The following is a 20,654-nucleotide window of genomic DNA, read 5'->3' as shown; positions in this document are numbered from 1 at the left end:
TCTGCTGCCTGCTGGCAGACATGACAGCAGGTTTTCACGACATAGGTTTGTCTGTAGGATCCTTTTCTTCAGTATAGACGGCAGTTTTTCGTTAAAAATTCGCGAAGCCTTGTAGTGAATTTAGAAAAACTGCGGCGGTTTTATCGACCCAAGTCGATGAAAATACCTAAGAAATCGAAGATTCACGAACTCAATAAAATATTAGCGTGTGAGTAAAAGGATAAAGGGGCATTTTCTTTGCAACTTTCTTTTTGCCCTGGAAAAGAAAGTTGAATTAAAAAATAATTCAAGACGTGTAATTCAGAGGGAGCAAAGCGACCGAAGAATCTCGTCTTTGTTCTTGGTTCTTGACTCTCGGCTCTTTTCCTTCTCACAACTCACGCTTCACGATTCACTGCTCACTAACTATTATACCCAAATCGCCGTAACTGTCTGGCATCGCTGCGCCAGTTCTTATTTACTTTTACGTACAATTCTAAGTGCACCTGCTTTCCGAAGAACTTTTCCAGGTCTTTACGAGCCTCGGTACCTACCCGTTTCAAGGCAGCACCTTTATGTCCAATGATAATCCCCTTTTGTGTTTCGCGTTCTACCATGATGACAGATCGCATGCGAATGATATTTTCCTCTTCAAAAAACTCTTCGGTATCTATTTCTACGGAATAGGGGATCTCCTTCTTATAGTGGATCAAGATCTTTTCACGGATGGTTTCGTTAACAAAGAAACGTTCGGGTTTATCGGTTAACTGATCTTTCGGATAGAAGGCAGGGGATTCGGGTAGTAGTTCGATGATCCGATTAAAGACTTCGGCCACCCCAAAATTCTTCAGTGCCGAAATAGCAAAGATTTCGGCATTGGGTACTTTTTCCTGCCAGAGTTTTAGCGCTTCGGCCAGACGTGCTTCGTCGCCCATATCAATTTTATTGATAAGGAGCAAGACAGGGATCTTGGCCCCGGTGATCTTATGGAAGAAAGCCTCATCTTTTAGCTCCTTTTCCCCCAGTTCCACGAGATACAGGAGGACATCGGCATCTTCGAAGGCCGATTTCACAAAGCTCATCATACTCGTCTGCAACTCATAGGCGGGCTTGATAATTCCCGGAGTATCGCTTAAAATCACCTGAAAGTCTGCTCCATTCACTATCCCTAGAATACGGTGACGCGTGGTTTGCGCCTTCGATGTGATTATTGAAAGTCGCTCCCCCACAAAGGCATTCATAAGGGTGCTCTTCCCCACGTTGGGATTCCCAATAATATTGACAAAGCCGGCTTTATGACCCATAAATTTGTTTTTGGCAAAGATAGGGTAAAATTGGGGGTTTGAGGATTGGGGTTTGGGGATTAGTGATGAATGATTAGTGATTAGTGATTAGTTATTGGTTATTAGTGATTAGTTATTGGTTATTGGTTATTGGTTATTGGTTATTGGTTATTGGTTATTGGTTATTGGTGAAGAATAATTAATAATAGGTGATATTTGCAGCTTACCTACTTTTTCACAAGCACACCCACTCACTTTTCACATCTTGGCTCTTGCATCTCTTTTCTACTCACCGTTCACGGTTCACCCTTCACCATTCAGAGCGAACGCAGTGAAGCGATGAAACACTTTTCACTTTTCACTTTTCACTTTTCACTTCTCAATACCAACGTTTCTTGTTTTTCTTGGAAGCAGCCGATTTCCGACCTTTTTTGTGCTTACTGCCCTTCTTTTTATGCACCGGAGCTTTGGCTTTGGGTGAAAGCGGGTACGGATGATCTTCTTCCACAGGAATGGCTCCCTGTATTAATTTCTGAATATCTTTAACATAATCCTTCTCATCGGCCGAACAAAATGAATACGCAATACCCTCCAAACCGGCTCGCCCGGTACGACCAATACGATGTACATAGGTTTCGGAAATATTGGGCAGATCGAAGTTGATCACAGCATCCAACCCATCGATATCAATACCGCGAGAAGCCACATCGGTAGCAATTAGGATATTCACCTCCCCATTCTTGAAGCTATTCAAGGCAACTTGTCGCGCGCTCTGCGCCTTATCCCCGTGCAAGCTCGCTACTTTGTAATTGTTCTTCAGCAGGGTTTGTTCCAATTTGTCTACCCCGTTCTTTGTTCTTCGGAAAATTAAGATGTTTCCTTTAATGCTATTCCGAAGCAAATGCAGACACAGTTCGATCTTCTTCGGCTTTGGCACATAATACAATAGCTGTCGCACCGAAACTGCCGCCGAAATCGAAGGCGTTACCGCCACCCGTTCTGCATCTTTTAATATGGTCTTTGCCAATTGTACCACCTTGGCAGGCATGGTAGCCGAAAACAACAAGATCTGTTTGTCGTCCGGGCAGAGTCGTTCAATTTTTAAGACATCGTCGATAAAGCCCATGTCCAACATCAGATCGGCTTCGTCCAAGACCAAGATCTCCACCTGTCCCAAATCGACGATCTCCTGCTTCCGAAGATCCAGCAATCGGCCCGGCGTGGCAATTAGAATATCAACGCCCTTCTTTAGAATATCCTTTTGAGGTTCGATAGAAGTACCACCAAATACCACCGTACTTCGTAGGTTGGTATATTTTCCGAAGCTGGTGAACTCCTCCCCTATCTGCACCGCCAATTCCCGTGTCGGACTCACAATCAAGGCGCGTACCTTCTTGGCATGTTTGTTGGCATCTTGCTGATGAAACAAACGCTGTAAAATAGGCAACGCAAAGGCCGCCGTCTTCCCCGTCCCTGTCTGGGCCGAGGCGATCACATCCTTCCCCGCCAAAACCAATGGGATGGTCATTTCCTGAACCTCCGTAGGTGTTTCGTAGCCCTTTTCGTAAAGCGACTTTAATATGGGTTTGTTCAGGGCAAGCTCGGTAAAATGCATAGGCGGTGTTTAGAATGCTGTGGCAAAGATAACGTAAAATAGACGACGCACGATGCGGGATGGGTGATGGGTGATGGGTGATTAGTGATTAGTGATTAATGATTAGTGATGGGTGATGTGTGATTAATGATGAATGATTAGTGATTAATGATTAATGAAGGGTATGTAGAAAATAACAAATCAATTATCAAACTTCCCACTATTCACTTTTCACTGTTCACTTTTCACTTCTCACTTTTCACTTCTCACTTCTCACTTCTCACATATAATGCTTCTCGATACATTTTTTCGCGCTGCGCACTCAAAAACACTCGAAGTGACATTATTGTACCTCCTCTTGGTTCTTGGTTCTTGGTTCTTGACTCACTGTTCACTTTTCACTTTTCACTTCTCACTTCTCACTCCCAAGTTGCCGCAACCCCTCATAGACCACCACACTTACCGCATTCGCCAAATTGATGGAGCGAATATGCGTACTGTGAATCGGAATTTTATACAGCTGCTCCCGATGGGTTTCTAAAAGCGCCTTGGGCAGTCCAACCGACTCCTTTCCAAAAATTAGAAACAGGTCGTCGGTATAGGGAATGTCCCAATAGGATGTACTGCCATGACTGGAAAGAAAGGCCATGGGCTTATCGGCATGCACTTCAAAAAAAGCGTCGGCACTATCGTAAATAACGAGGTCCACATACTTCCAATAATCCAGTCCGGCACGTTTTACACGCTTGTCGTCCAATTCAAATCCAAAGGGCTTTATCAAGTGGAGCGTAGCACCGGTGGCCAGGCTCAATCGCCCAATATTCCCGGTATTGTTGGGGATTTCGGGTTCTAATAAGACAATGTGTAGCGGCATGGATGTGTTTTTCGGCAATGCTAAAGATTACTGCGGTGGGATTGTTTCGAATAGTATTCCTACTAATTCGTACTTATTTTCAACGAGAGCCACCGTTCTAGAGCAGCAACCAGTTTATTCCTCTCGGCTTCGGTCATATTGCTGATACGCGCATTTCCATGGTGCTTTCCATTCATAAAAAACCAAAGGGCATCCACCTCTTTAGAAGGAGGAACTGCGGTGGCCGACCAGGTGTCAAGCGTACCGTAAATATGTATGATCTTATTCCCCTGCTTCGGAAGCCAGGTGTTTATTCCTTTCAGGAGCGAACCGTCAAAGGGTGCCGTTATCTTGCCGGGCATAAAGGTAGCATGCGGGTTTTTGCTGTCGGACAATTCGGTAAGCAAGCCTTTAAACTCGGCTGTTTCATAACCGTAATAGCCAAATTCGGTGGCAGACTGATAATAATGAGATCCATAACCGTCTACCAATTTATCGCTAAAGAAGGATATATCGGAAACAGAGGTAAAATACTTCATGGCCGCCAAATACGAAGTGGGGTTTTCCGGAATTTCTTCACAGTTGTATCCATATTGCCAGAATGAAAACGGGTATTCCATTACGGCAAATTCGAACGCCTTTTCGATATTGTGATAGGTGAATTTCAAATTAGCTCCCAAACTATAGGCTTCTAACAAGGGGAGCATGGCCTTTTTATTTGTCAGCATATACCGTTGAAATCTATCTATTTTGTCTCTACACGCCTTGGTGCCTACGGTATCTAAAAATTTATAAATACGCTGATCTTCGAACGCATTGTTTATAGGCCCCACATAATTTACACTCACGTCAACATCTTCCGGATAAAAATACCGGTAAAAGAGGGTCGTTGCGCCGCCCTTACTCACACCGGTAGACACCCACTTTCCCTTATAGATATCTTTAAACAAACTATTAATACGGTGTAGATCTGCTGTTACCTGCTTCAGGGTTAGATAGGTATAATCCAAACTGTCCGGCATGCTTTTGCCAAAATACCGATGTTCAATTAGCAACTGATTTCCCTCTAGCAGCGTTGTCAATTCGTTCACCCTATTACTAGATCGATCATAACCTTCGGTAACCATAATGGTGGGTTGATCAAAACCCTTATGCGACAAAAATACCCGCTGATAAAAATGCCCCTTTTTTACATCCGAATGATCCAGCGGCTGTTTGATGCGCAGCTCATAGGTGGCTTCGTAATCCGTTGCCGTTTCAATTTTCGTAAAAACAACATCGGGCAATTCGAATAATAAGGTGTCGATCCTGCCGGTTTGTCCCTGTACGACTTGAAATAAAAAACAGATGGCAAATGTTACTAGTATATTCCTTTTCATGATGTTGTGGGTTGAAATACGTATTCTTTTTTAGTTGTTCGCTAAATATATAAAATTGACGGCTGCAACAAGGCGTATTCTTAAAAAAATACCTCTAGGAAAGGACGTAGTTAGGGGAAGCACTTTGGTTTTTTAGGTACTGTGATGTAGAGGCTATTACCCACGGCGTCGCTCGAATCTTATCTTCCGTATCCCATGAGCGGTATCCCATACAGCTACCTCTTCGAAACCATATTTCAGATAGAGTTGTTTGGCGGGTTCGTTGGCGAGGCCGGTTTCCACTATAAAGACAGGTGTATGGTAGCTACTAAAGACGAAGTCGAGTAACTTCCCTGCCATCCCCTGTCTAAAAAAGGCAGGAGCTACCACCAAGCTTTGGATATGCGTCATGGTGGGGTTGGTGGCTATTTCCACCACAGCAGCAAGTTGCTGGTCCTGCATAAAACCGTAGAAAGCGGTATCACTCCCTATAAAATCCTCCACCGTTCTTTGTAGGGGTGGGAAATTAGTGGCATTGAGCAATTGGGCTTCTACCGCGTAGGAGACTTGAAAAACTTCCCAAATCTTTTGGGCCATGGCAGTAGTGGTTGGATCTAACTTTTGTATCATAGGGCTTGGCCAGTAGCGACGAATATCAATTCAAAAGTGAAGCGCAGCCGTTTTCATTTTAAAAGCCGAAGATACTAATTGTTATATGAATCCATAAGTCCGGAAGGAGTATGTCCCTGCTCTTTGGTGAGTTGCCGTTTATTGAAACTACCCAAAAATTCATTTGAATAGAGAGATACGTCCTTACTCACATATAGCTCAAATCGAAACTTGGCTTCTATCTTTCCGCTGAGGCAGGGCGCATCAAATTCCCAAAATTCATTAGGCCGTATGCTTACTGTATGATAACTATTCCCGCACCAACTACTGGGTAAGTATTCCACATCCTGCCATTCTCCTTTGTAAAACACCTGACGTTTCAAATAAATCCGACTATCCTGTGCGGGTAAAGCCACAACCGAATCAGTTTTATTAACGATAAAAACCTTAAAGAATCTAATTTTGGTGGAAAGCGAGGCCGTAGAATCAACTTTCGCGATGATGTTAAAGTCGGCAGTAGGACTCAGCCTCTGTATGGTTTGATCTATGGGTTTGGGGCTGTTATTAGCCTCATAGAATCCCCCGGGCGAAACCGTATCCACCACACTAGAGCCCGCATAAAAATAGCCGCGGATTTTAAATTTTACATCGGCACATTCCTGGCCATAGATATTGAGACAAAGAATTAAACCGATAAAAGGAAGTAGTGCTTTTTTCATGATAAACTAATTTACTTCGAAACTAACCTCAAAATAGATGCCAACAAAACAAGAATGAGGCAACCTCCTATTTCGTTGAGTAAACCCTTGTTGGTAAAAAGAAAAAAATCCCTGATTATTGTGGTGCCATGCGTGTATAGAATAAAGACCGAAGTAAGGCACAGCCCGCCATTTAAAATATAGACAATTGCGATTTCGTCGTAAACTCTTCTAGAAAACGCATCCCCTTATACGAATTCCCCTTGGTATTCAGCTTGGGGCTCCATACCGCAATGGCATACTGATTGGGATGTACGGCAATAATACCGCCGCCCACACCACTCTTGCCCGGAAGCCCCACCTTAAACGCAAACTCGCCGGATTCATCATAAAACCCACAGGTTTGCATAAGGGCATTGATACGTTTCGACTGACTTTTGGTAACGATCGCGCTCTTATCAAAGACATTGACCCCGTTATTCGCCAAGAACAAAAACAGTTCCGAGAGTTCCTTACAATTCATCTCTAGGGAGCACAGGTCAAAATAGAAATCCAGTACCTCGGCCGGATCGTTGTTGATATTGCCCAGCGATTTGATAAAATTACACAGGGCCACATTCCGAAAGCCCACCGCCTTTTCTGAGGCCGCGATTGTTGGCGAATAGTTGATGGCGGGATTCTTAGAAATACTACGTACAAAGGCTAAAAAATCTTCTTTGGGGTTTTCTAAATTGCTTAGCAGTATATCTGAAATCACAATAGCCCCCGAATTTATAAACGGATTTCTGGGAATCCCGTTATCTGCATCCAACTGTATAAGCGAATTAAATGCCGTCCCGGAAGGCTCTACCCCCACTCGGTTCCAAATGTGCTCCCCAAGGATCCCATAGGCCAAGCTCAACGACAGCACTTTGGCGATACTCTGGATCGAGAACGCCTCATAACAATTTCCAACCCCAAACGCCCCCTGATCGAGGGTGGTAAGATAGACCCCAAAATTGTCTGCATCCACGGTCTCCAATTCGGGAATATAGGAGGCCGGCTGCCCCGGATCCTCCATGGAATTCACTTTTTGGTAGACTTCTTGAATGATGTCTTGATAATTCACACCGGGTGTTTTTACAGGTTGATTAGGCTTATACATATATGGCAAGGCAAATGCAAAGCCATATTATACCTATTGGTTAGATAAAGATATTGTTTTTTGTGTTCATGGCGCCATCAAAAAATAGGGTTCACCATATACGGTGATAAAGTCCGGGTTTCGAACAACAAAACTAACCCAATTGGTCCAATTCAAGCCGTATATTCGCTCTTGCCTGTTGTTCGTAGGCGGCTTTAAAAAAGTCGGTTTTATAGATGGATTCCTGCCCCAATAAAGCTTCCAGGACTTGTTTTCTCCCCTTGCGATACACAAAATCGGGATAGACGCCATATTCCTTTCGTATGCTTTCGCGGTATTTTTGGTAGGCTTCCGGGCCTTTTCCCAAAACCGAAAGATCTAGGTCCAAAAGTATATTGGTGTCGTGATCTGTGGATGGCTTGTGGTCTTTGGTGGCTTCAATTTGTTGGACACAGTGCTCCAAACGAGGGAAGCTGGTTTGGGATATTCTTTTTTTAAAAAGCAGTGCACTTTGTTGTTCGTTATTGCTTTTGGTGGGCTTATAAACGATATCGTGATAAAAAATGGCAAATAATAGCGTGTCTAGCTCGCTCACCTGAGCATTCACTTGATCTAATTCGGAAAATAGTTGCTTAAGATGCTCCAGATTATGGTAGTGACGCGCCTTGGAGGCATACGCAGTTTCGAGTTCACCCCAACACTCCATGTTGTAGGCCGGGTTGTCTGAATATTTTCCAATTAACTCTAGGAATTTTTCTTGTAACATGGTGGTGGTTTGCTTAGCAGGGATTTGCACTTGCCTTCCGGAGGTAGGTCTGCCTGCCGTAAAGCACGAAACGTTTGAGAATTAAAGATATAGTTTTTTGTGATTTGTAAATATTCAAATCGGACACTTGCTAGTAAAAACCGGCAAACCTTGTTTGCTATTGTTTGATATATTCTTTGGTTCTGAAAAATGTTCTTGTATCATTAAATTCCATGCCTGTCTTAAAATCAACGATCCATAAATTCACCTTTAAATCATTTATTAAGTCGTATTCCAATCGCACAAATCCATATTCTTTCGAGAAATAGCTTTTTAATTTTGTTAGGCCTATAGTTGATTCTGCGGTGCTTTCAACAACATAACATACAACAGGTCCAATGTCAGTTTCAAGCGTCACTTTTTCAGTGATGGTATAATCGTAATTCAATAAAAGCTTTCCCTCCCATGTCCCCCATTTTTCATCGCCCCAACCTTCTCCAATGATCATTGCATCATTCCAAGTAGCGCCAACTTTTAGGGGTAGTTTTACAAAAGGGAATGGACAGGTCTCCAATGCATTAAAAAATCCGTTCCTAATGGGATGTATCCATACATTTTGGTCATTATCAACAACGCCGGTGGAAGAAAATGAATTAAAAAATGGTGCTTCAAAGTACGAGATCTGAGTTTGATTCTCATTGGTTCTATCTGCGGCTTCCACAGGACTTACAATTAAATGAATTTGATCAATTTTTACGGTGTCAGCCATATATGGAACAAGTTCAAACACTCTATTAATACCTATCCCTTTATTATTAAGCAATTTAAATTTTTGTCCACGCTCTATGATTTCATAATTAAATAGGTAAACGTTCCCAATTTTATAGGTTTCATTATTTGAATCGATATTTTCTTTTTCTATAAACACGGTATCGTATTCTTGTGAAAATCCAATCTGAATACTAAATAAGAAAAGCAAGGATAAGGTATACTTCATATGATTGTTTTTAAGCTTTTGTTAATACTCAATTCGCGAGACCATGGACATAAACTACTGCATGTTGAGCTACCCTCTTACATCGCTTTGTTATCCTTATCCTTTTCAACGAATTCAATTCGCACCGAACTTTTATTATATGAATAGAAAACATAAGCGATTAACAACAAAATGATATTTTCGAGTATACCCTCCAATAGCGGACCCATCTCATCCCCAAGAAATAATTTCATAAATTTTCCCAGCAGCCCAAATGATGCACCAATCATTATCCAAACGGTCCATACAGTAATTCCAATTTTAGTCTTTTCATGTCTTGTTATCACTAAAATCAACAATATCGATTGTATTAAAATAGAAATAACTGCAATAAAACGACCCGTTGTCAAGGCATAAATATTCCATACAATTAGAATACTTAAAAATATGATCAAAATGGAATAGAACATATCATTTTTAAAAACAACTTTTTTCATAAATGTAATGTGTTACAGCGGTCTAAAATACCGTTTTTTAATTAGTGATATGGACTTTTGCGTTTCGCCATGGTGACCATAGTCAATGCTTGATTTAATTTTTCTTAGGTGCTTCCCATACATCTTCCTTCCGAATCCATGTTTGCTCCCGCTCGGTGGCATCCAATATATCCAAATACAAGACCAGGTGGAAATGTTTGGCCACCTTAAACGCATCTGCCTTGTCAAACGTACGATAAAAGGTCAAATGCTTATTGCGTTGGTAAAATAGATTGACAAGGTATACCTCATCCGAAAAGCTGGTAGAAGCCCCTAATGAATTGACGCGCTGACGTTGCCTTCCCTTAAAGACCGAGATATATTCGAATTTCGGACTTGCCTGCCAGCTGCCAAAATGGAGCCCAAATAGAGACCAGATGTTCCGGTACATATTATTGTCCATATTAAATTGGGAGCCGGTGGTCGACGTCAAGTAAACGGCAAAGCCTATCATAAAAAGTCCGAATAACAGACTATTAAAAACAATGATATAAAAAGCACCCAGAATAATGACCGCCCCAAAAATCAGTTTAAGTGGAGAAACGGGTTTGGTATAGGTTAGGATATGGTTCATGTAGGTTAAAATATTTGGTGCCAGTTTGCTCACTATGTAGCAATAAAACAAGCCTATTCCTTTATTTCAGAATTCGATTTTATCACGTTTACAATACCAATTGGGATCACAATCCGTTCTAATACACCCAGCCACTCTGTACTTTCTACCTGCTCCATTACCGATTACCAAACCATATCTAATTGGAATAACTCTATTTTGTTTACGGCAAATAGGACAAGTTTTATCATTTTCAGATTGATCATAAACACAAGAAAATGCGACAGGTATTTCAATTTCAAAAATTTCATCTTTCTTTAAATTCCCTGATTTAAAATCGTAGGTATAGGTAGAATGTGGTTCTATCCAAATTTCGAAAGCACCGGTTCTTACATTGTGAAACTCAAAGTTTAAATTCTCATCAAGATGGGTGCTAAATTCTTCACAACCCGTGCAAATTAGAACCTGTATGTTTTCCTTAATGAAATCAAAATCAGCTTTTACTTCAGCAATAACTTTTCCTCTAATTATACCGGTTTGAGATATTCCGTTAGTAAAACCGAAAATGATGAATAATATCGATAAAGCTACTCTCATAGTGTACACAGAGGTCGTGTCTTAGGTTTGTTAGTTAAAGATATAGTATTTATGTTTTCTAAGTATTCCAATTAAACGATTGTAGCCATAAACTGTTATACAATGTTGTAAACAGTTTTTTACACGACCCATTTTCGTTCAAATCCTATGATTTTCCATTCTCCATCAACTTTTTCAAAATAAAAAATACCGCCACTTCCACAAAGTCCACCACATACATATCCGCTATAAATAACAGCTTTACTTCCATCGATTGAAATCAAGGGAAAAGAAATATAGGCAAAAGGTTTTTTCTTATGTTTTATTAAGTCAATTTTAGTGTAACGTCTAATTCGCTTATTGTCTTTTTTGTCCCCTATCTCAATTGCAGGGAAAAATTTCACCTTCATCTTTTCAATATTTACGGTTACTGTATCGTCATACATTTCAGCCGTTTTTATTTCCCAATTAAGGTCATTTCCATTTGAGTCTAACTTAGTCACGTATTTTTCATGAATATTTGAATCTTTTTGATTTTTTATTAAAACCAATGCCGATAACAATTCGTCATTAATAAATTTATTATAAACACTTATTGTATCAGCTTGATATTCCGTAATGACCAATTCAATTATTTCAGTCAAATCTTTTTCGGTTTGCGAAAAAGCGACTGTTAAATTCAGAATTAATATGGCTGTCAGGATTTTTCTCAAAATTGTTTACAACGGTCTAGTATAAGAATAGTAGCGGATTTTTACGCACTAACTTTTCAGTTAAACATAGACCTTTTTATATATTTACTTACTTTAGTTTTAGCGACTAAACCGCTATTATTTTTATACATTGTTGTAAGCTGGCTTTTCTTATTCAGCTTAGTTTTCAGCGTTGGCAAGACATACTCTTTTGCGATTTTTGGCCTGAGCATTGGCTGGTGCGAATTGCAAATGTGTATGGCTTAGAATGGCAAATCAACATCAGAGTTATCTTTTTCATTATTGTCTTCAGGTTCTAAATTGGTTTGTTCCTCCTCTTCAACTTCAATATCTTGTTTCTCTTGCTCCGATTCGATAATTTCTTTTCTGTTTTTCCCTTGCCAATCGTCTGCAATTTTATCCCAGTCAACCTCCCTTTCTAATTCACCTATCCAAACTTTCCAAAAATCTGGGTCATTTGAACGAGGTTGATGCTCTTTTTCGAGAAATCTCATTTCTACAAGGACAGGAATAGGAAATGCCCAACCTACTAAAATAGCCTTTCGAGAAGGTAAAATTGGAAGTTCTTTTAGTAGTCCGCTTAAACTGTCGGGAACTAATCTTTTAACTAAATCTTGGTCTTTATCATTCACAATTCTGTGCAATAGAAACGTGTTACATTGAGAGAGAACAGTTTGAGAAAGTTCGGAAGGTCTTTGAGAAGAAAGAACCATACTCAATCCAAATTTCCTACCTTCTCGTGCAATACGTTCAAAGGTTTCTAAACAAATGTTTGAATTATTGAAGCTAAACTCACGAAGAAAAGTATGAGCCTCTTCCAAAACAATTGTTGTTGGCAGTTCTTTCTTATATACTTTTCTAAATCTTTGAATTGCTTCAAACGTTAAACGTGAAAGTACCGCGACTACAATGTGAATTATATCTGATGGGATAAGAGATAAATCAATTAAAGTAATCTGACCATTCTCAGCATTATTAGAACCGATATATAAATTTAGCCAATCTACCAATGAAATATCTTCTTTAGGCTGAACAACACCATTAAGTCTCTCATCTGCAAAAAGGAATCGCATTCGCAATGACAACATTTGAACAAATTGAAGAATATTTCCTCCCTGATTTTGTGCAAGTTGTTCCAAATATGGAATTAAATCATCTAATTCGAAGTGAAGTGGTGTGTCTGGGTTTACATCTCCTTTTTCGACTTGCGTATTTTCTACATTTGCCAATACATTATCCATTTGGGAAATCATATTACTGATATCCTGATGGGAAAAGGAATTATAACCACTTCTACCATTACTTTCCCATACACGACTTTGAAGTATTGCTTTGAATGTTTGATTTGCAGTTGTGTAATCCGTTGATAATTGGACTTGTTCAGCTGGAATTAAGTCAGTATGAAAATCTAAATCGCTAGATATGTTTTCTAAAATTCCTATCATACCCATAAAAGGACCGTAAGAAGTGGTCGTAGGTAAACTTGTTAGGAAAGTGGTTAAAGTGTTTTTTGATGATTTTAGGAAACTCTGAAGCCTTACAAGATTTGAGCTTGAAAGTTGACTACCTTTTTTTAAATCCAATAAAGATTGAAGAAGTAAAGGTCTCTGAGCACCTGGAGCTGCTTGAGAAAAGTTAATCCATTCTTGAGAATTCCACATCCAAGCTGGAATTTTTAGTTGCTCAAAATCTGAATCTGTTTCATCAAGTTTTACAGTTAGCTTCCTTACTTTTTTGTCCCCTAAATCATTAAAAGCATCAAAATACTCACCATTTGGGTCAAGTATTATAAATCGAGCATTTAGTTGTTCTTTCGTTTTGTTTTTTTCGGCCTCTTGTAAGGACCATCTTATCATTCCTGCAACAGAACAAGATTTACCGCTTCCAGTATTGCCTAAAACAGCTAAATGCCTACCAAATAGCTTATCAGGATTTACCTTTATCGGAGAATTACTCGCTATAGGAGCTCTACCAATTTCGAATTTACCATCTGGGTTTTCTACGATTGCAGTTAATTGCCTATCAGTTGGAAGTATAACATTATCGCCAACTGATGGGAAACTGTAAACACCTCTCTCAATTTCAAAATTGTTGTCTTTTTTCTTTCTTAAAACTCCAAGAGGTGTTAGTGACATTTTGCGTAATGGAAATGGTAAATCGATCAAGTCAAAGTCCTTAAACCCTTTTCGTTTAGGATAATTTGAATGTTGAATACCAATCCAATGTATTACAGCAACCAAAGCTCCCTGTTCATTTGGAATTAGGACATAACCATTGATTTTTGGAAAATGAGTCGGAACTCCAGTGTTGATAGCAACATTTTGTGGAGCATTCGTCTCCAACATTACTTTTATTTCCGTTGGAGAAACAGACTCAACTGTTCCAATTGTCAGATTTCTTATTTCATCAAAATCATATAGATTATTCATCAGCCTCAGAATTTGTTTGGTTAGGGATATTTCGTTTTTCTAAGGTTCTTGCTAATCTTTCTTGAATTCTATCTATTGCTGCTTTTGGTAAATAATTTTCAACCAATGTTTGTAAACTGCCCAAATGATTACCAATAATTAGAGTTATTTGAGCCGGATTTAATTTTTCATAAAAATTTTGAATACGGCCTGAAGCGTTATCAAATGAAATAATTACCAAATGAGTTGATGGTAATGTTAACATATCTTCAATTACTCTATTAATATGTGTATCACCGAAGCCATATCCATAGGTCACGACAACTGAATTAGGTCTACATATTGCAGACGAAAAATCTCTAAACAGTTCTGAATAAGGAAAATATGCAGTGTCAATACCTTTTGATGAATTTGGATATATTACCGAAAAATCTTTAGGTTCATCAGGTATCAGTGGAGTTTTTTCATCTATGCCAAACTGTAATGGTAGTTTAACAATTGCGTTTTCTTCAAATTTCCAATCCACAGAACCGTGTAGTTTAGAATATCTCACAACTCCTTCAACATACCTAGGTTCTCCTCTAATACCAGGAGGATTATAATGATAATCAAGTTCAAGTTTTGTGGTTCTGAAAACAGGTTTAATTTTACCAACAAATCTATCAATGCTCAAAATACCTGCACTATCTAATCCTAACTCTATAAATCTATCATAATTGGTAGTGAAAATATTTGTTCTTTCTCTAGTTGCTGTACGGCTAGAAAAACTTATTAAAAATGATTTTAAAATTCTCAATGCCCCATTAAATTTAGCACTGTGGAAAAAATCTTTTTCAGTCTTGATAATATTCCTAATGAAATCTTCTAGTTTTTTATTGATATCTTTTTCAAGTGCAACGCTAGAAGCACTACCTTGTATTTTTAATCCTTGGAGCAGTTCAATTGCACTTCTAAAATCATCTTCAATATTTGCAGCTCCTCTGCCCATTGCAACCGCACTTTCATCAGACCATTTTTTTATTTCATCTTTAAATTCACTAAACTCAATCCTACCCATACCTTGAGCAGTTATGTCAGCTAAAAATGTCAGACCTATTGGTAGTCCTGCTCCTGTCAAAAGAGAAAAGTGTTCACTTTGAAAAATAGCTGTGAGCCAAGGTTCTATTTGTTTGCGTAAGCTGTCTATTTTGGATTCATCTACAGTATCGGATTCAAAGCAATCAATATCATTGTTGATTTTAAGTATATTTTGACTCGTCCAATTTATCATATTTCTTTTATTTAGTGTTGGCAGAAAACTGCTCTTTTGGTTTTTATGTGTTGGCTTTCGTGTCGGGAAAAACCAAATGTGCTGTTTGTGCGGCTGGTTTTTCAGCTTGCTTACAACGTGTTATATCATCTAATCCATCCTTGCTATCCCTAATTACGCATAGACTAACCCGCTATTGCTCTCAGTTTCCACCAAATAAACAAAGCCCAGGCCATTCCTCCATAGGGGAAACCGTAAAAATCGTTATAAAAGTAATCAGGGAGAGACGCTAAGATACTAAATTATTGGATTGCTGGTACAAAAAAACGATGGACGATATCCCCGTGGTCCGCATAACCATTGTATTTTATGCGCTCTTATGGAATATTGCTATTCATCAACCCCAAATAGATACGCATCTCGCGATTCTTCATCACCTAAAAAGAATGCGTATTCTCCAACCGGTAGATTACTTACAATGATTAAGTATGAGGTTTCTCCGTACTTTTTTGCCTTATAATTGATAAGGTTTAATTCACCTTGCGTTGTTTGCCCGGTTAGATTACTCGAGTTTGCGAACAAATATTCCCGCGTCTTTTTCTCCGATTCAAATTCTAGCAATTGTATAACCTTTCTAGGGGTAATGTCATTTGAACCATTATTGTAAACAAAATATATGGTATCACTTTTTTTAATTCTAACAGGAGACTTGGCCCCTTTAACAACTACTAATACTTTATTTTTACCAGCACCCGTGACCATTCGCCCTACAGATTTCCCCGATCTAATTGATGCGGTTTGCATCTCTAAATCAACCGGATTATTGTCAGAAGCTACATATACAATTTCTCCAATAAATTCAGGTTCTGGAATGCTAATGTCTTGTGAATACACGAAAGTAGTTGCTGCTAATAGAAATAAAATAAGAAAGCTTTTCATAATTGATGGTTTTATATTTGAATAATTTAGTTTATACATAATTCTCAAAAAGGTATCTCGCCACATTAAATGAATACCCAACATGCCACTATACTCCCACAAATAAAACGAGCCATACTCGTTCCTCCTTACGGGAATCCATAAAATCGTAGTAAAATTAATCAGGGAGAGAAGCTAAGATAAAAAAAATATTGGATGAAGCAGGAAAAAGAGATACGATATACGATGGACGATAGACGATGTCTGCTTTAGGTCTCATGACACTGCTTTTGGTCACAAAAAGTCGTTTTTAGACCAAAAAGGTCATTATTTACCGTTTTTTACCAAAAAGGCCATTATTTACCAATTTTTACTGCTTTTTACACCCCACTTTAACCCCACTTTAACCCCACTCTAACCCCACTCTAACCCCACTATGCCCCAGTGCATACCAAGAGATCCCTAAAAACCAACCTGAAATAGTAAGAAAATACTGATTTGATACTGTTTCCATACAGTATCGTACCAGTATCGTACCAGTATCCATACAGTATCGTACTAGTATCCATACAGTATCGTACTAGTATCCATACAGTAACCTGCCAGTATCCATACCCTAGTGTACGAGTATCCTTACTTGATCATAGGATTTCGAAGGGCGATGGAACGAAGGACGATAAGGTTTGGGGATTAGTAATTAGTGATTAGTGATGAATGATTTAAATTCGTGATAGGTACTTATTACTAACTTCTTTTGACCAACTCACTACCCACTTTCCAACGGTCATTCCGATCGGCCATGGCGGAGAAGCATCTCGATCAATTACCTTTATAAATGACAAAGTACATCCAGTTGATTTGTTGATTCGTTTATTTGGCACCGACTAGGCATCCTCTAATCTTTACCCTTCATCTTTCACTACAGGCTTCCAGCGTTAAACTTTTCACTTTTCACTCCTCACGGTTCACAACTCACTACTCACTACTCACTACTCACTGCTCACTGTTCACTGCTCACCGCTCACTACTCACGTATAATGCTTCTCGATACATTTTTTCGTGCTGCACACTCAAAAACACTCGAAGTGACATGATAGTGCCTTGGTTCGATGTCACCCTGAGCCTGTCGAAGGGTCGGCAATGGTAAAAAGAACAAAGCAGCAACTGTCATTCAGAGCGAACGAAGTGAAGCGAAGAATCTTTTTCAAAGAGATTGCCAGGTCGCAGGGCTCCTCGCAATGACAAATGGATTTTCATTCAGAGTGCCTAAATCGATCTCTACAACTCATCATTGTCTTGACTCTTGACTCTTGGTTCCTTTCTTCTCACTTCTCACTTCTCACTACTCACCACTCACTGCTCACTACCAACCTCCGCCGCCACAAACTCAGGGCAGTCCAATCGTATCTCGGTTTTTAACAACTCCTTTTGCAGGAGATTGCAATAATGGGTGGTCTCGGTGGGTGCGTAAAAGGTGCACCCAAAACAGGTGCGCTGTACGGTAAGGATCCCCGCCCGATTCAAGGAATAGATCAATTTGCTCATCAGTTCGAAGACAGTTTCGAGATCGCCTTCCGGAACCTGTTGTATGGCCTGTTGCAGGGGTTGGGCAAAATGTTCGGTATTGGCCACCACAGCCTTGCCACTGGTGGATAAGACAATGGTATAACTCCGACTGTCACTGGAGGAATAGTCTTTTAAGATCAGCCCCTTGGCATCCAGGGCCTTGATGGCATCGCTTATGGTGGGCTTGGTGACATTGAATTCCTTTGCCAACTGACTCACATTACAGAGGGCGTCCTTGTGGTAGGCGACAAAAATAAGGATCTGGATCTGGATCGGACTTAGACCCAATTGCTTGGCCTTGTCCCAAAGCAGTACCTTAAAGGCTTCGGAAATACGCTCCAGTCCGGCAACGATCTTGGCCGAAGTATCTTTTTCTGGGTGATTGGGATGAAACATACTGTTATTCATAAAAATGCCTGTCGGAGATTGACCGACAGGCAAAGTTAGCAATCCTTATTAATTCAACGACAATTTTCCATTTCAATAATATAATACCCCTGCTGTTGGATCGCGCTCACGATGTCATCGGTGGCTTGTTCCATATGGCAATAGACGCATTCTTTGGCTGTCAAAGCGCCCGTTTCGAAGGCCTTGCTTTGCAAGTAGTCACGGCCGTAGCCAAAGATGGTGTCGGCATCGGTGACCGTATCGGGCACCAGGATGTCGAAGTGCATGGTAAGGCCGTCCTTTCGCGGCACATAGGTATCCCAAACTGCTACTTTCATAGGCTTATTTTTTAACCGTATAAGGTAGTGATAGATCTCCGCTCGCTACGCTATACACTTGGTAAACGCCCAGCATAGGTAGATTTTCATCGCTTGTATTTACGCGCATAAATGCAGTGACACCGTCATAGCTGAAATCGGTTTGATTGTTCATACGATAATTGGGAACCACTACCTTGATAGCATTGCTAATGGTGGTGACGGGATAGCCCGGGGAATCCATATACATGGGCATGCCGGGGTTTGTAGGTGGCAAAACTACGGTTTCGTCTGCTTTTTTAAATTGCTTTACCGAAAGTCCGCCCGCAACACGCTCGTCTTGGGTCAAAACAACCCAATGCGGATGCCAAACTACGCCGTCATTGTTGTATATCTGGTCGTTGTTCTCGTCCCAAAGTGGGGTGTCATCAAAATCGGGATGCGAAGTGAGGGCGAGAGCTACAATCCCATCGGTTTGATTAAATCCTACATCTGTGGGTTTTAAACTCGTTGGAAAAACATAGCCTAAAACGGGTGCGCCATCCAATTGTCCTGCTTTGGTGGGGACGGTGTTACCTGCGGTACCGGCCACTTCTATTTCCCAAACGCTAATTCCTAAATCTGCCTTGTTGGTCACCTGCACGCCTTTTATGGTAAAGTCGTTGTTGTTGTAATTGCTTTCTTGGGCCCAAGACCGGGTGGTCCCGAATAGTATGGTTGCTGATAGTACTAGTATAATTGATTTCATATGTTTTGGTTTTAGAAGTTAGGATCCCATATTAAAAGGAATCCTAACTATTAAGATTAAAATTTAGCCCTTGACATCGGCCATGGAGGCTCCGTAGTTAATATGTAAAACATTTCCGGTAGGTGTTACCATGGCAGGTACCGACTTCACTCCTGCTTTTTCTGCTTCCGCAATACGGGAACGCTCGGTTCCTATATGAACGACTTCTACATTTTGTTCGCCCACCAAGGCGATGATATCATGTTCGGCACTGATACAAACGGGACATCCGGCGTGGTAAAAAACTGATTTCTTCATTGTAATTTATTTAAGTTAAACAATTAGCAAGCAAATATAGTTAGGATTCCTTACATAGACAAATATTTTTTTTGAATACTAAAAAAACAGCAAAACGCCTTTGTCATTCAGAGCAAACGAAGTGAAGCGAAGAATCTCTTCTCACGACTCACGACTCACTACTCACTACTCACTGCTTACTACTCGCTGTTCACATATAATGCTTCTCGATACATTTTTTCGCGCTGCGCACTCAAAAACACTCGAAGTGACATGATAGTGCCTTTTCATCGCACTGCCTGCTGGCAGACATGACAGCAGGTTCCCATGATTAAGGTTTGTCAGTAGGATCCTTTTCTTCAGTATAGACAGCAGTTTTTCGTTAAGAATTCGCGAAGCCTTGTAGAGAATTTAGAAAAACTGCGACGGTTTTATCGACCCAAGTCGATGAAAATACCTAAGAAAAGGATGGAAGGGCATTTTCTTTGCAACTTTAGCTCACTCGATACTATTTTTTTAGAGGAGTTCGTGAATCTTCGATTTCTTTTTGCCCTGGAAAAGAAAGTTGAATAAAAAAAACCATGATTAATCATTCAGAAGAAACGTAGTGACGTCGCAGCACCTGGATACCACTTCTCGATACATTTTTTCGCGCTGCGCATTCAAAAACACTCGAAGTGACATGAAAGCGCCTTGGTTCTTGACTCTTGGTTCTTTTCTTCTCACTTCTCACTTCTCACTTCTCACTACTCACTACTCACCACTCACTGCTCACTGCTCACTTACATATCATTTCCAGGAGTACAATCTTCCGGTTAGCAGAATTCCAAACCGTCCCTACAGCCTGCTGGTGCGAGGGAGGAAGCAAAAGAAAGTTGTGTTAAAGCATTGAATTGTTTTTCTTTCTGTTCTTTTTTTCATTGCCAAAAAAAGAACCAACCCGCCCGAACGTACTGTCCGGTACGGGCGGGAAAGGTCTAGTCCTGACGATTCTTTTTCACCCGCTACGTTTTCACTTTGCAACAAAAATAACTCGCACCGCTATGGCGGTACTCAAACAGATTTTTGTTGTCCTCAAAGTTTCAAACTGCGGGGCCCGAAGTCGAATCGTAGGGACGGCTTGACTGCTAAGACACTGCATCTAAACAAGTAATCTTTTTGCCCTGGAAAAGAAAGTTGAATTAAAAAA

General features: G+C 40.1%; 20 protein-coding genes. All 20 read right to left on the bottom strand.

The window, feature by feature from the left end:
* Positions 1–401: 401 nt before the first annotated feature.
* The 20 genes from era to K8F54_RS06225 all read right to left on the bottom strand — a co-directional run bounded on the left by era (position 402) and on the right by K8F54_RS06225 (position 19,486).
* Positions 402–1,283 carry a GTPase Era gene (era, locus tag K8F54_RS06320; RefSeq protein WP_290788609.1) on the bottom strand — a complete coding sequence of 294 codons (882 nt, stop codon included), beginning with the start codon at positions 1,281–1,283 and terminating at the stop codon, positions 402–404.
* Positions 1,284–1,641: 358 nt separating this feature from the next.
* The gene (locus K8F54_RS06315) at positions 1,642–2,877 is read right to left on the bottom strand and encodes a DEAD/DEAH box helicase (RefSeq protein WP_290788606.1); all 1,236 of its coding nucleotides are present in this window, start codon (positions 2,875–2,877) and stop codon (positions 1,642–1,644) included.
* Between the two features lie 391 nt (positions 2,878–3,268).
* Positions 3,269–3,730 carry a tRNA (cytidine(34)-2'-O)-methyltransferase gene (locus K8F54_RS06310; RefSeq protein ID WP_290788603.1) on the bottom strand — a complete coding sequence of 154 codons (462 nt, stop codon included), beginning with the start codon at positions 3,728–3,730 and terminating at the stop codon, positions 3,269–3,271.
* A gap of 62 nt (positions 3,731–3,792) precedes the next feature.
* Entirely contained in the window at positions 3,793–5,088 is a 1,296-nt protein-coding gene (locus tag K8F54_RS06305) for a S28 family serine protease (protein ID WP_290788601.1), read from the bottom strand.
* Positions 5,089–5,244: 156 nt separating this feature from the next.
* Positions 5,245–5,697: a GNAT family N-acetyltransferase gene (locus tag K8F54_RS06300; protein WP_290788599.1), complete on the bottom strand. Its 453-nt coding sequence runs from the start codon at positions 5,695–5,697 to the stop codon at positions 5,245–5,247.
* 74 nt (positions 5,698–5,771) lie between these two features.
* Positions 5,772–6,395, bottom strand: coding sequence for a hypothetical protein (locus K8F54_RS06295; protein ID WP_290788597.1), 624 nt, complete (start codon positions 6,393–6,395; stop codon positions 5,772–5,774).
* Between the two features lie 172 nt (positions 6,396–6,567).
* The gene (locus K8F54_RS06290; RefSeq protein ID WP_290788595.1) at positions 6,568–7,482 is read right to left on the bottom strand and encodes a glutaminase; all 915 of its coding nucleotides are present in this window, start codon (positions 7,480–7,482) and stop codon (positions 6,568–6,570) included.
* Positions 7,483–7,651: 169 nt separating this feature from the next.
* A complete protein-coding gene (locus tag K8F54_RS06285) occupies positions 7,652–8,263 on the bottom strand; it encodes a hypothetical protein (RefSeq protein ID WP_290788593.1) in 612 nt (203 codons plus the stop codon).
* Between the two features lie 157 nt (positions 8,264–8,420).
* Positions 8,421–9,239, bottom strand: coding sequence for a hypothetical protein (locus tag K8F54_RS06280; protein WP_290788591.1), 819 nt, complete (start codon positions 9,237–9,239; stop codon positions 8,421–8,423).
* Positions 9,240–9,316: 77 nt separating this feature from the next.
* Positions 9,317–9,715: a hypothetical protein gene (locus tag K8F54_RS06275; RefSeq protein ID WP_290788589.1), complete on the bottom strand. Its 399-nt coding sequence runs from the start codon at positions 9,713–9,715 to the stop codon at positions 9,317–9,319.
* Between the two features lie 94 nt (positions 9,716–9,809).
* A complete protein-coding gene (locus K8F54_RS06270) occupies positions 9,810–10,328 on the bottom strand; it encodes a hypothetical protein (protein ID WP_290788587.1) in 519 nt (172 codons plus the stop codon).
* Between the two features lie 66 nt (positions 10,329–10,394).
* Positions 10,395–10,904: a hypothetical protein gene (locus K8F54_RS06265; protein ID WP_290788584.1), complete on the bottom strand. Its 510-nt coding sequence runs from the start codon at positions 10,902–10,904 to the stop codon at positions 10,395–10,397.
* Positions 10,905–11,023: 119 nt separating this feature from the next.
* Complete coding sequence (locus K8F54_RS06260; protein WP_290788582.1) at positions 11,024–11,596, bottom strand: hypothetical protein; 573 nt, start codon at positions 11,594–11,596, stop codon at positions 11,024–11,026.
* Positions 11,597–11,838: 242 nt separating this feature from the next.
* Complete coding sequence (locus K8F54_RS06255; protein ID WP_290788579.1) at positions 11,839–14,025, bottom strand: DUF87 domain-containing protein; 2,187 nt, start codon at positions 14,023–14,025, stop codon at positions 11,839–11,841.
* Complete coding sequence (locus K8F54_RS06250; RefSeq protein ID WP_290788576.1) at positions 14,018–15,274, bottom strand: SIR2 family protein; 1,257 nt, start codon at positions 15,272–15,274, stop codon at positions 14,018–14,020. Before K8F54_RS06250 ends, K8F54_RS06255 begins: the two co-directional genes overlap by 8 nt.
* Positions 15,275–15,643: 369 nt before the next feature.
* Positions 15,644–16,192, bottom strand: a complete 549-nt coding sequence (locus K8F54_RS06245; protein WP_290788574.1) for a hypothetical protein — start codon at positions 16,190–16,192, stop codon at positions 15,644–15,646.
* A gap of 1,332 nt (positions 16,193–17,524) precedes the next feature.
* Positions 17,525–18,145 carry a MarR family winged helix-turn-helix transcriptional regulator gene (locus K8F54_RS06240; RefSeq protein WP_290788573.1) on the bottom strand — a complete coding sequence of 207 codons (621 nt, stop codon included), beginning with the start codon at positions 18,143–18,145 and terminating at the stop codon, positions 17,525–17,527.
* Between the two features lie 53 nt (positions 18,146–18,198).
* The gene (locus K8F54_RS06235) at positions 18,199–18,462 is read right to left on the bottom strand and encodes a DUF2024 family protein (RefSeq protein ID WP_290788570.1); all 264 of its coding nucleotides are present in this window, start codon (positions 18,460–18,462) and stop codon (positions 18,199–18,201) included.
* A gap of 4 nt (positions 18,463–18,466) precedes the next feature.
* Positions 18,467–19,189 (bottom strand): hypothetical protein, encoded by a 723-nt coding sequence (locus K8F54_RS06230; protein ID WP_290788568.1) that lies wholly within the window; start codon positions 19,187–19,189, stop codon positions 18,467–18,469.
* 63 nt (positions 19,190–19,252) lie between these two features.
* Complete coding sequence (locus tag K8F54_RS06225) at positions 19,253–19,486, bottom strand: thioredoxin family protein (protein ID WP_290788565.1); 234 nt, start codon at positions 19,484–19,486, stop codon at positions 19,253–19,255.
* Positions 19,487–20,654: the final 1,168 nt, after the last annotated feature.

This window comes from Altibacter sp. (assembly GCF_019913785.1).
Lineage (GTDB): Bacteria > Bacteroidota > Bacteroidia > Flavobacteriales > Flavobacteriaceae > Altibacter.
Note: the sequence above shows the minus strand (reverse complement) of the source record. Positions and strands in the feature narration are given on the sequence as shown.

Excerpts from the sequence above, each read along its gene's own strand:
- era (WP_290788609.1), bottom strand. The coding sequence starts at position 1,283 with ATGGGTCATAAAGCCGGCTTTGTCAATATTATTGGGAATCCCAACGTG.
- K8F54_RS06315 (WP_290788606.1), bottom strand. The coding sequence starts at position 2,877 with ATGCATTTTACCGAGCTTGCCCTGAACAAACCCATATTAAAGTCGCTT.
- K8F54_RS06310 (WP_290788603.1), bottom strand. The coding sequence starts at position 3,730 with ATGCCGCTACACATTGTCTTATTAGAACCCGAAATCCCCAACAATACC.
- K8F54_RS06305 (WP_290788601.1), bottom strand. The coding sequence starts at position 5,088 with ATGAAAAGGAATATACTAGTAACATTTGCCATCTGTTTTTTATTTCAA.
- K8F54_RS06300 (WP_290788599.1), bottom strand. The coding sequence starts at position 5,697 with ATGATACAAAAGTTAGATCCAACCACTACTGCCATGGCCCAAAAGATT.
- K8F54_RS06295 (WP_290788597.1), bottom strand. The coding sequence starts at position 6,395 with ATGAAAAAAGCACTACTTCCTTTTATCGGTTTAATTCTTTGTCTCAAT.
- K8F54_RS06285 (WP_290788593.1), bottom strand. The coding sequence starts at position 8,263 with ATGTTACAAGAAAAATTCCTAGAGTTAATTGGAAAATATTCAGACAAC.
- K8F54_RS06280 (WP_290788591.1), bottom strand. The coding sequence starts at position 9,239 with ATGAAGTATACCTTATCCTTGCTTTTCTTATTTAGTATTCAGATTGGA.
- K8F54_RS06275 (WP_290788589.1), bottom strand. The coding sequence starts at position 9,715 with ATGAAAAAAGTTGTTTTTAAAAATGATATGTTCTATTCCATTTTGATC.
- K8F54_RS06270 (WP_290788587.1), bottom strand. The coding sequence starts at position 10,328 with ATGAACCATATCCTAACCTATACCAAACCCGTTTCTCCACTTAAACTG.
- K8F54_RS06265 (WP_290788584.1), bottom strand. The coding sequence starts at position 10,904 with ATGAGAGTAGCTTTATCGATATTATTCATCATTTTCGGTTTTACTAAC.
- K8F54_RS06255 (WP_290788579.1), bottom strand. The coding sequence starts at position 14,025 with ATGAATAATCTATATGATTTTGATGAAATAAGAAATCTGACAATTGGA.
- K8F54_RS06250 (WP_290788576.1), bottom strand. The coding sequence starts at position 15,274 with ATGATAAATTGGACGAGTCAAAATATACTTAAAATCAACAATGATATT.
- K8F54_RS06245 (WP_290788574.1), bottom strand. The coding sequence starts at position 16,192 with ATGAAAAGCTTTCTTATTTTATTTCTATTAGCAGCAACTACTTTCGTG.
- K8F54_RS06240 (WP_290788573.1), bottom strand. The coding sequence starts at position 18,145 with ATGAATAACAGTATGTTTCATCCCAATCACCCAGAAAAAGATACTTCG.
- K8F54_RS06235 (WP_290788570.1), bottom strand. The coding sequence starts at position 18,462 with ATGAAAGTAGCAGTTTGGGATACCTATGTGCCGCGAAAGGACGGCCTT.
- K8F54_RS06230 (WP_290788568.1), bottom strand. The coding sequence starts at position 19,189 with ATGAAATCAATTATACTAGTACTATCAGCAACCATACTATTCGGGACC.
- K8F54_RS06225 (WP_290788565.1), bottom strand. The coding sequence starts at position 19,486 with ATGAAGAAATCAGTTTTTTACCACGCCGGATGTCCCGTTTGTATCAGT.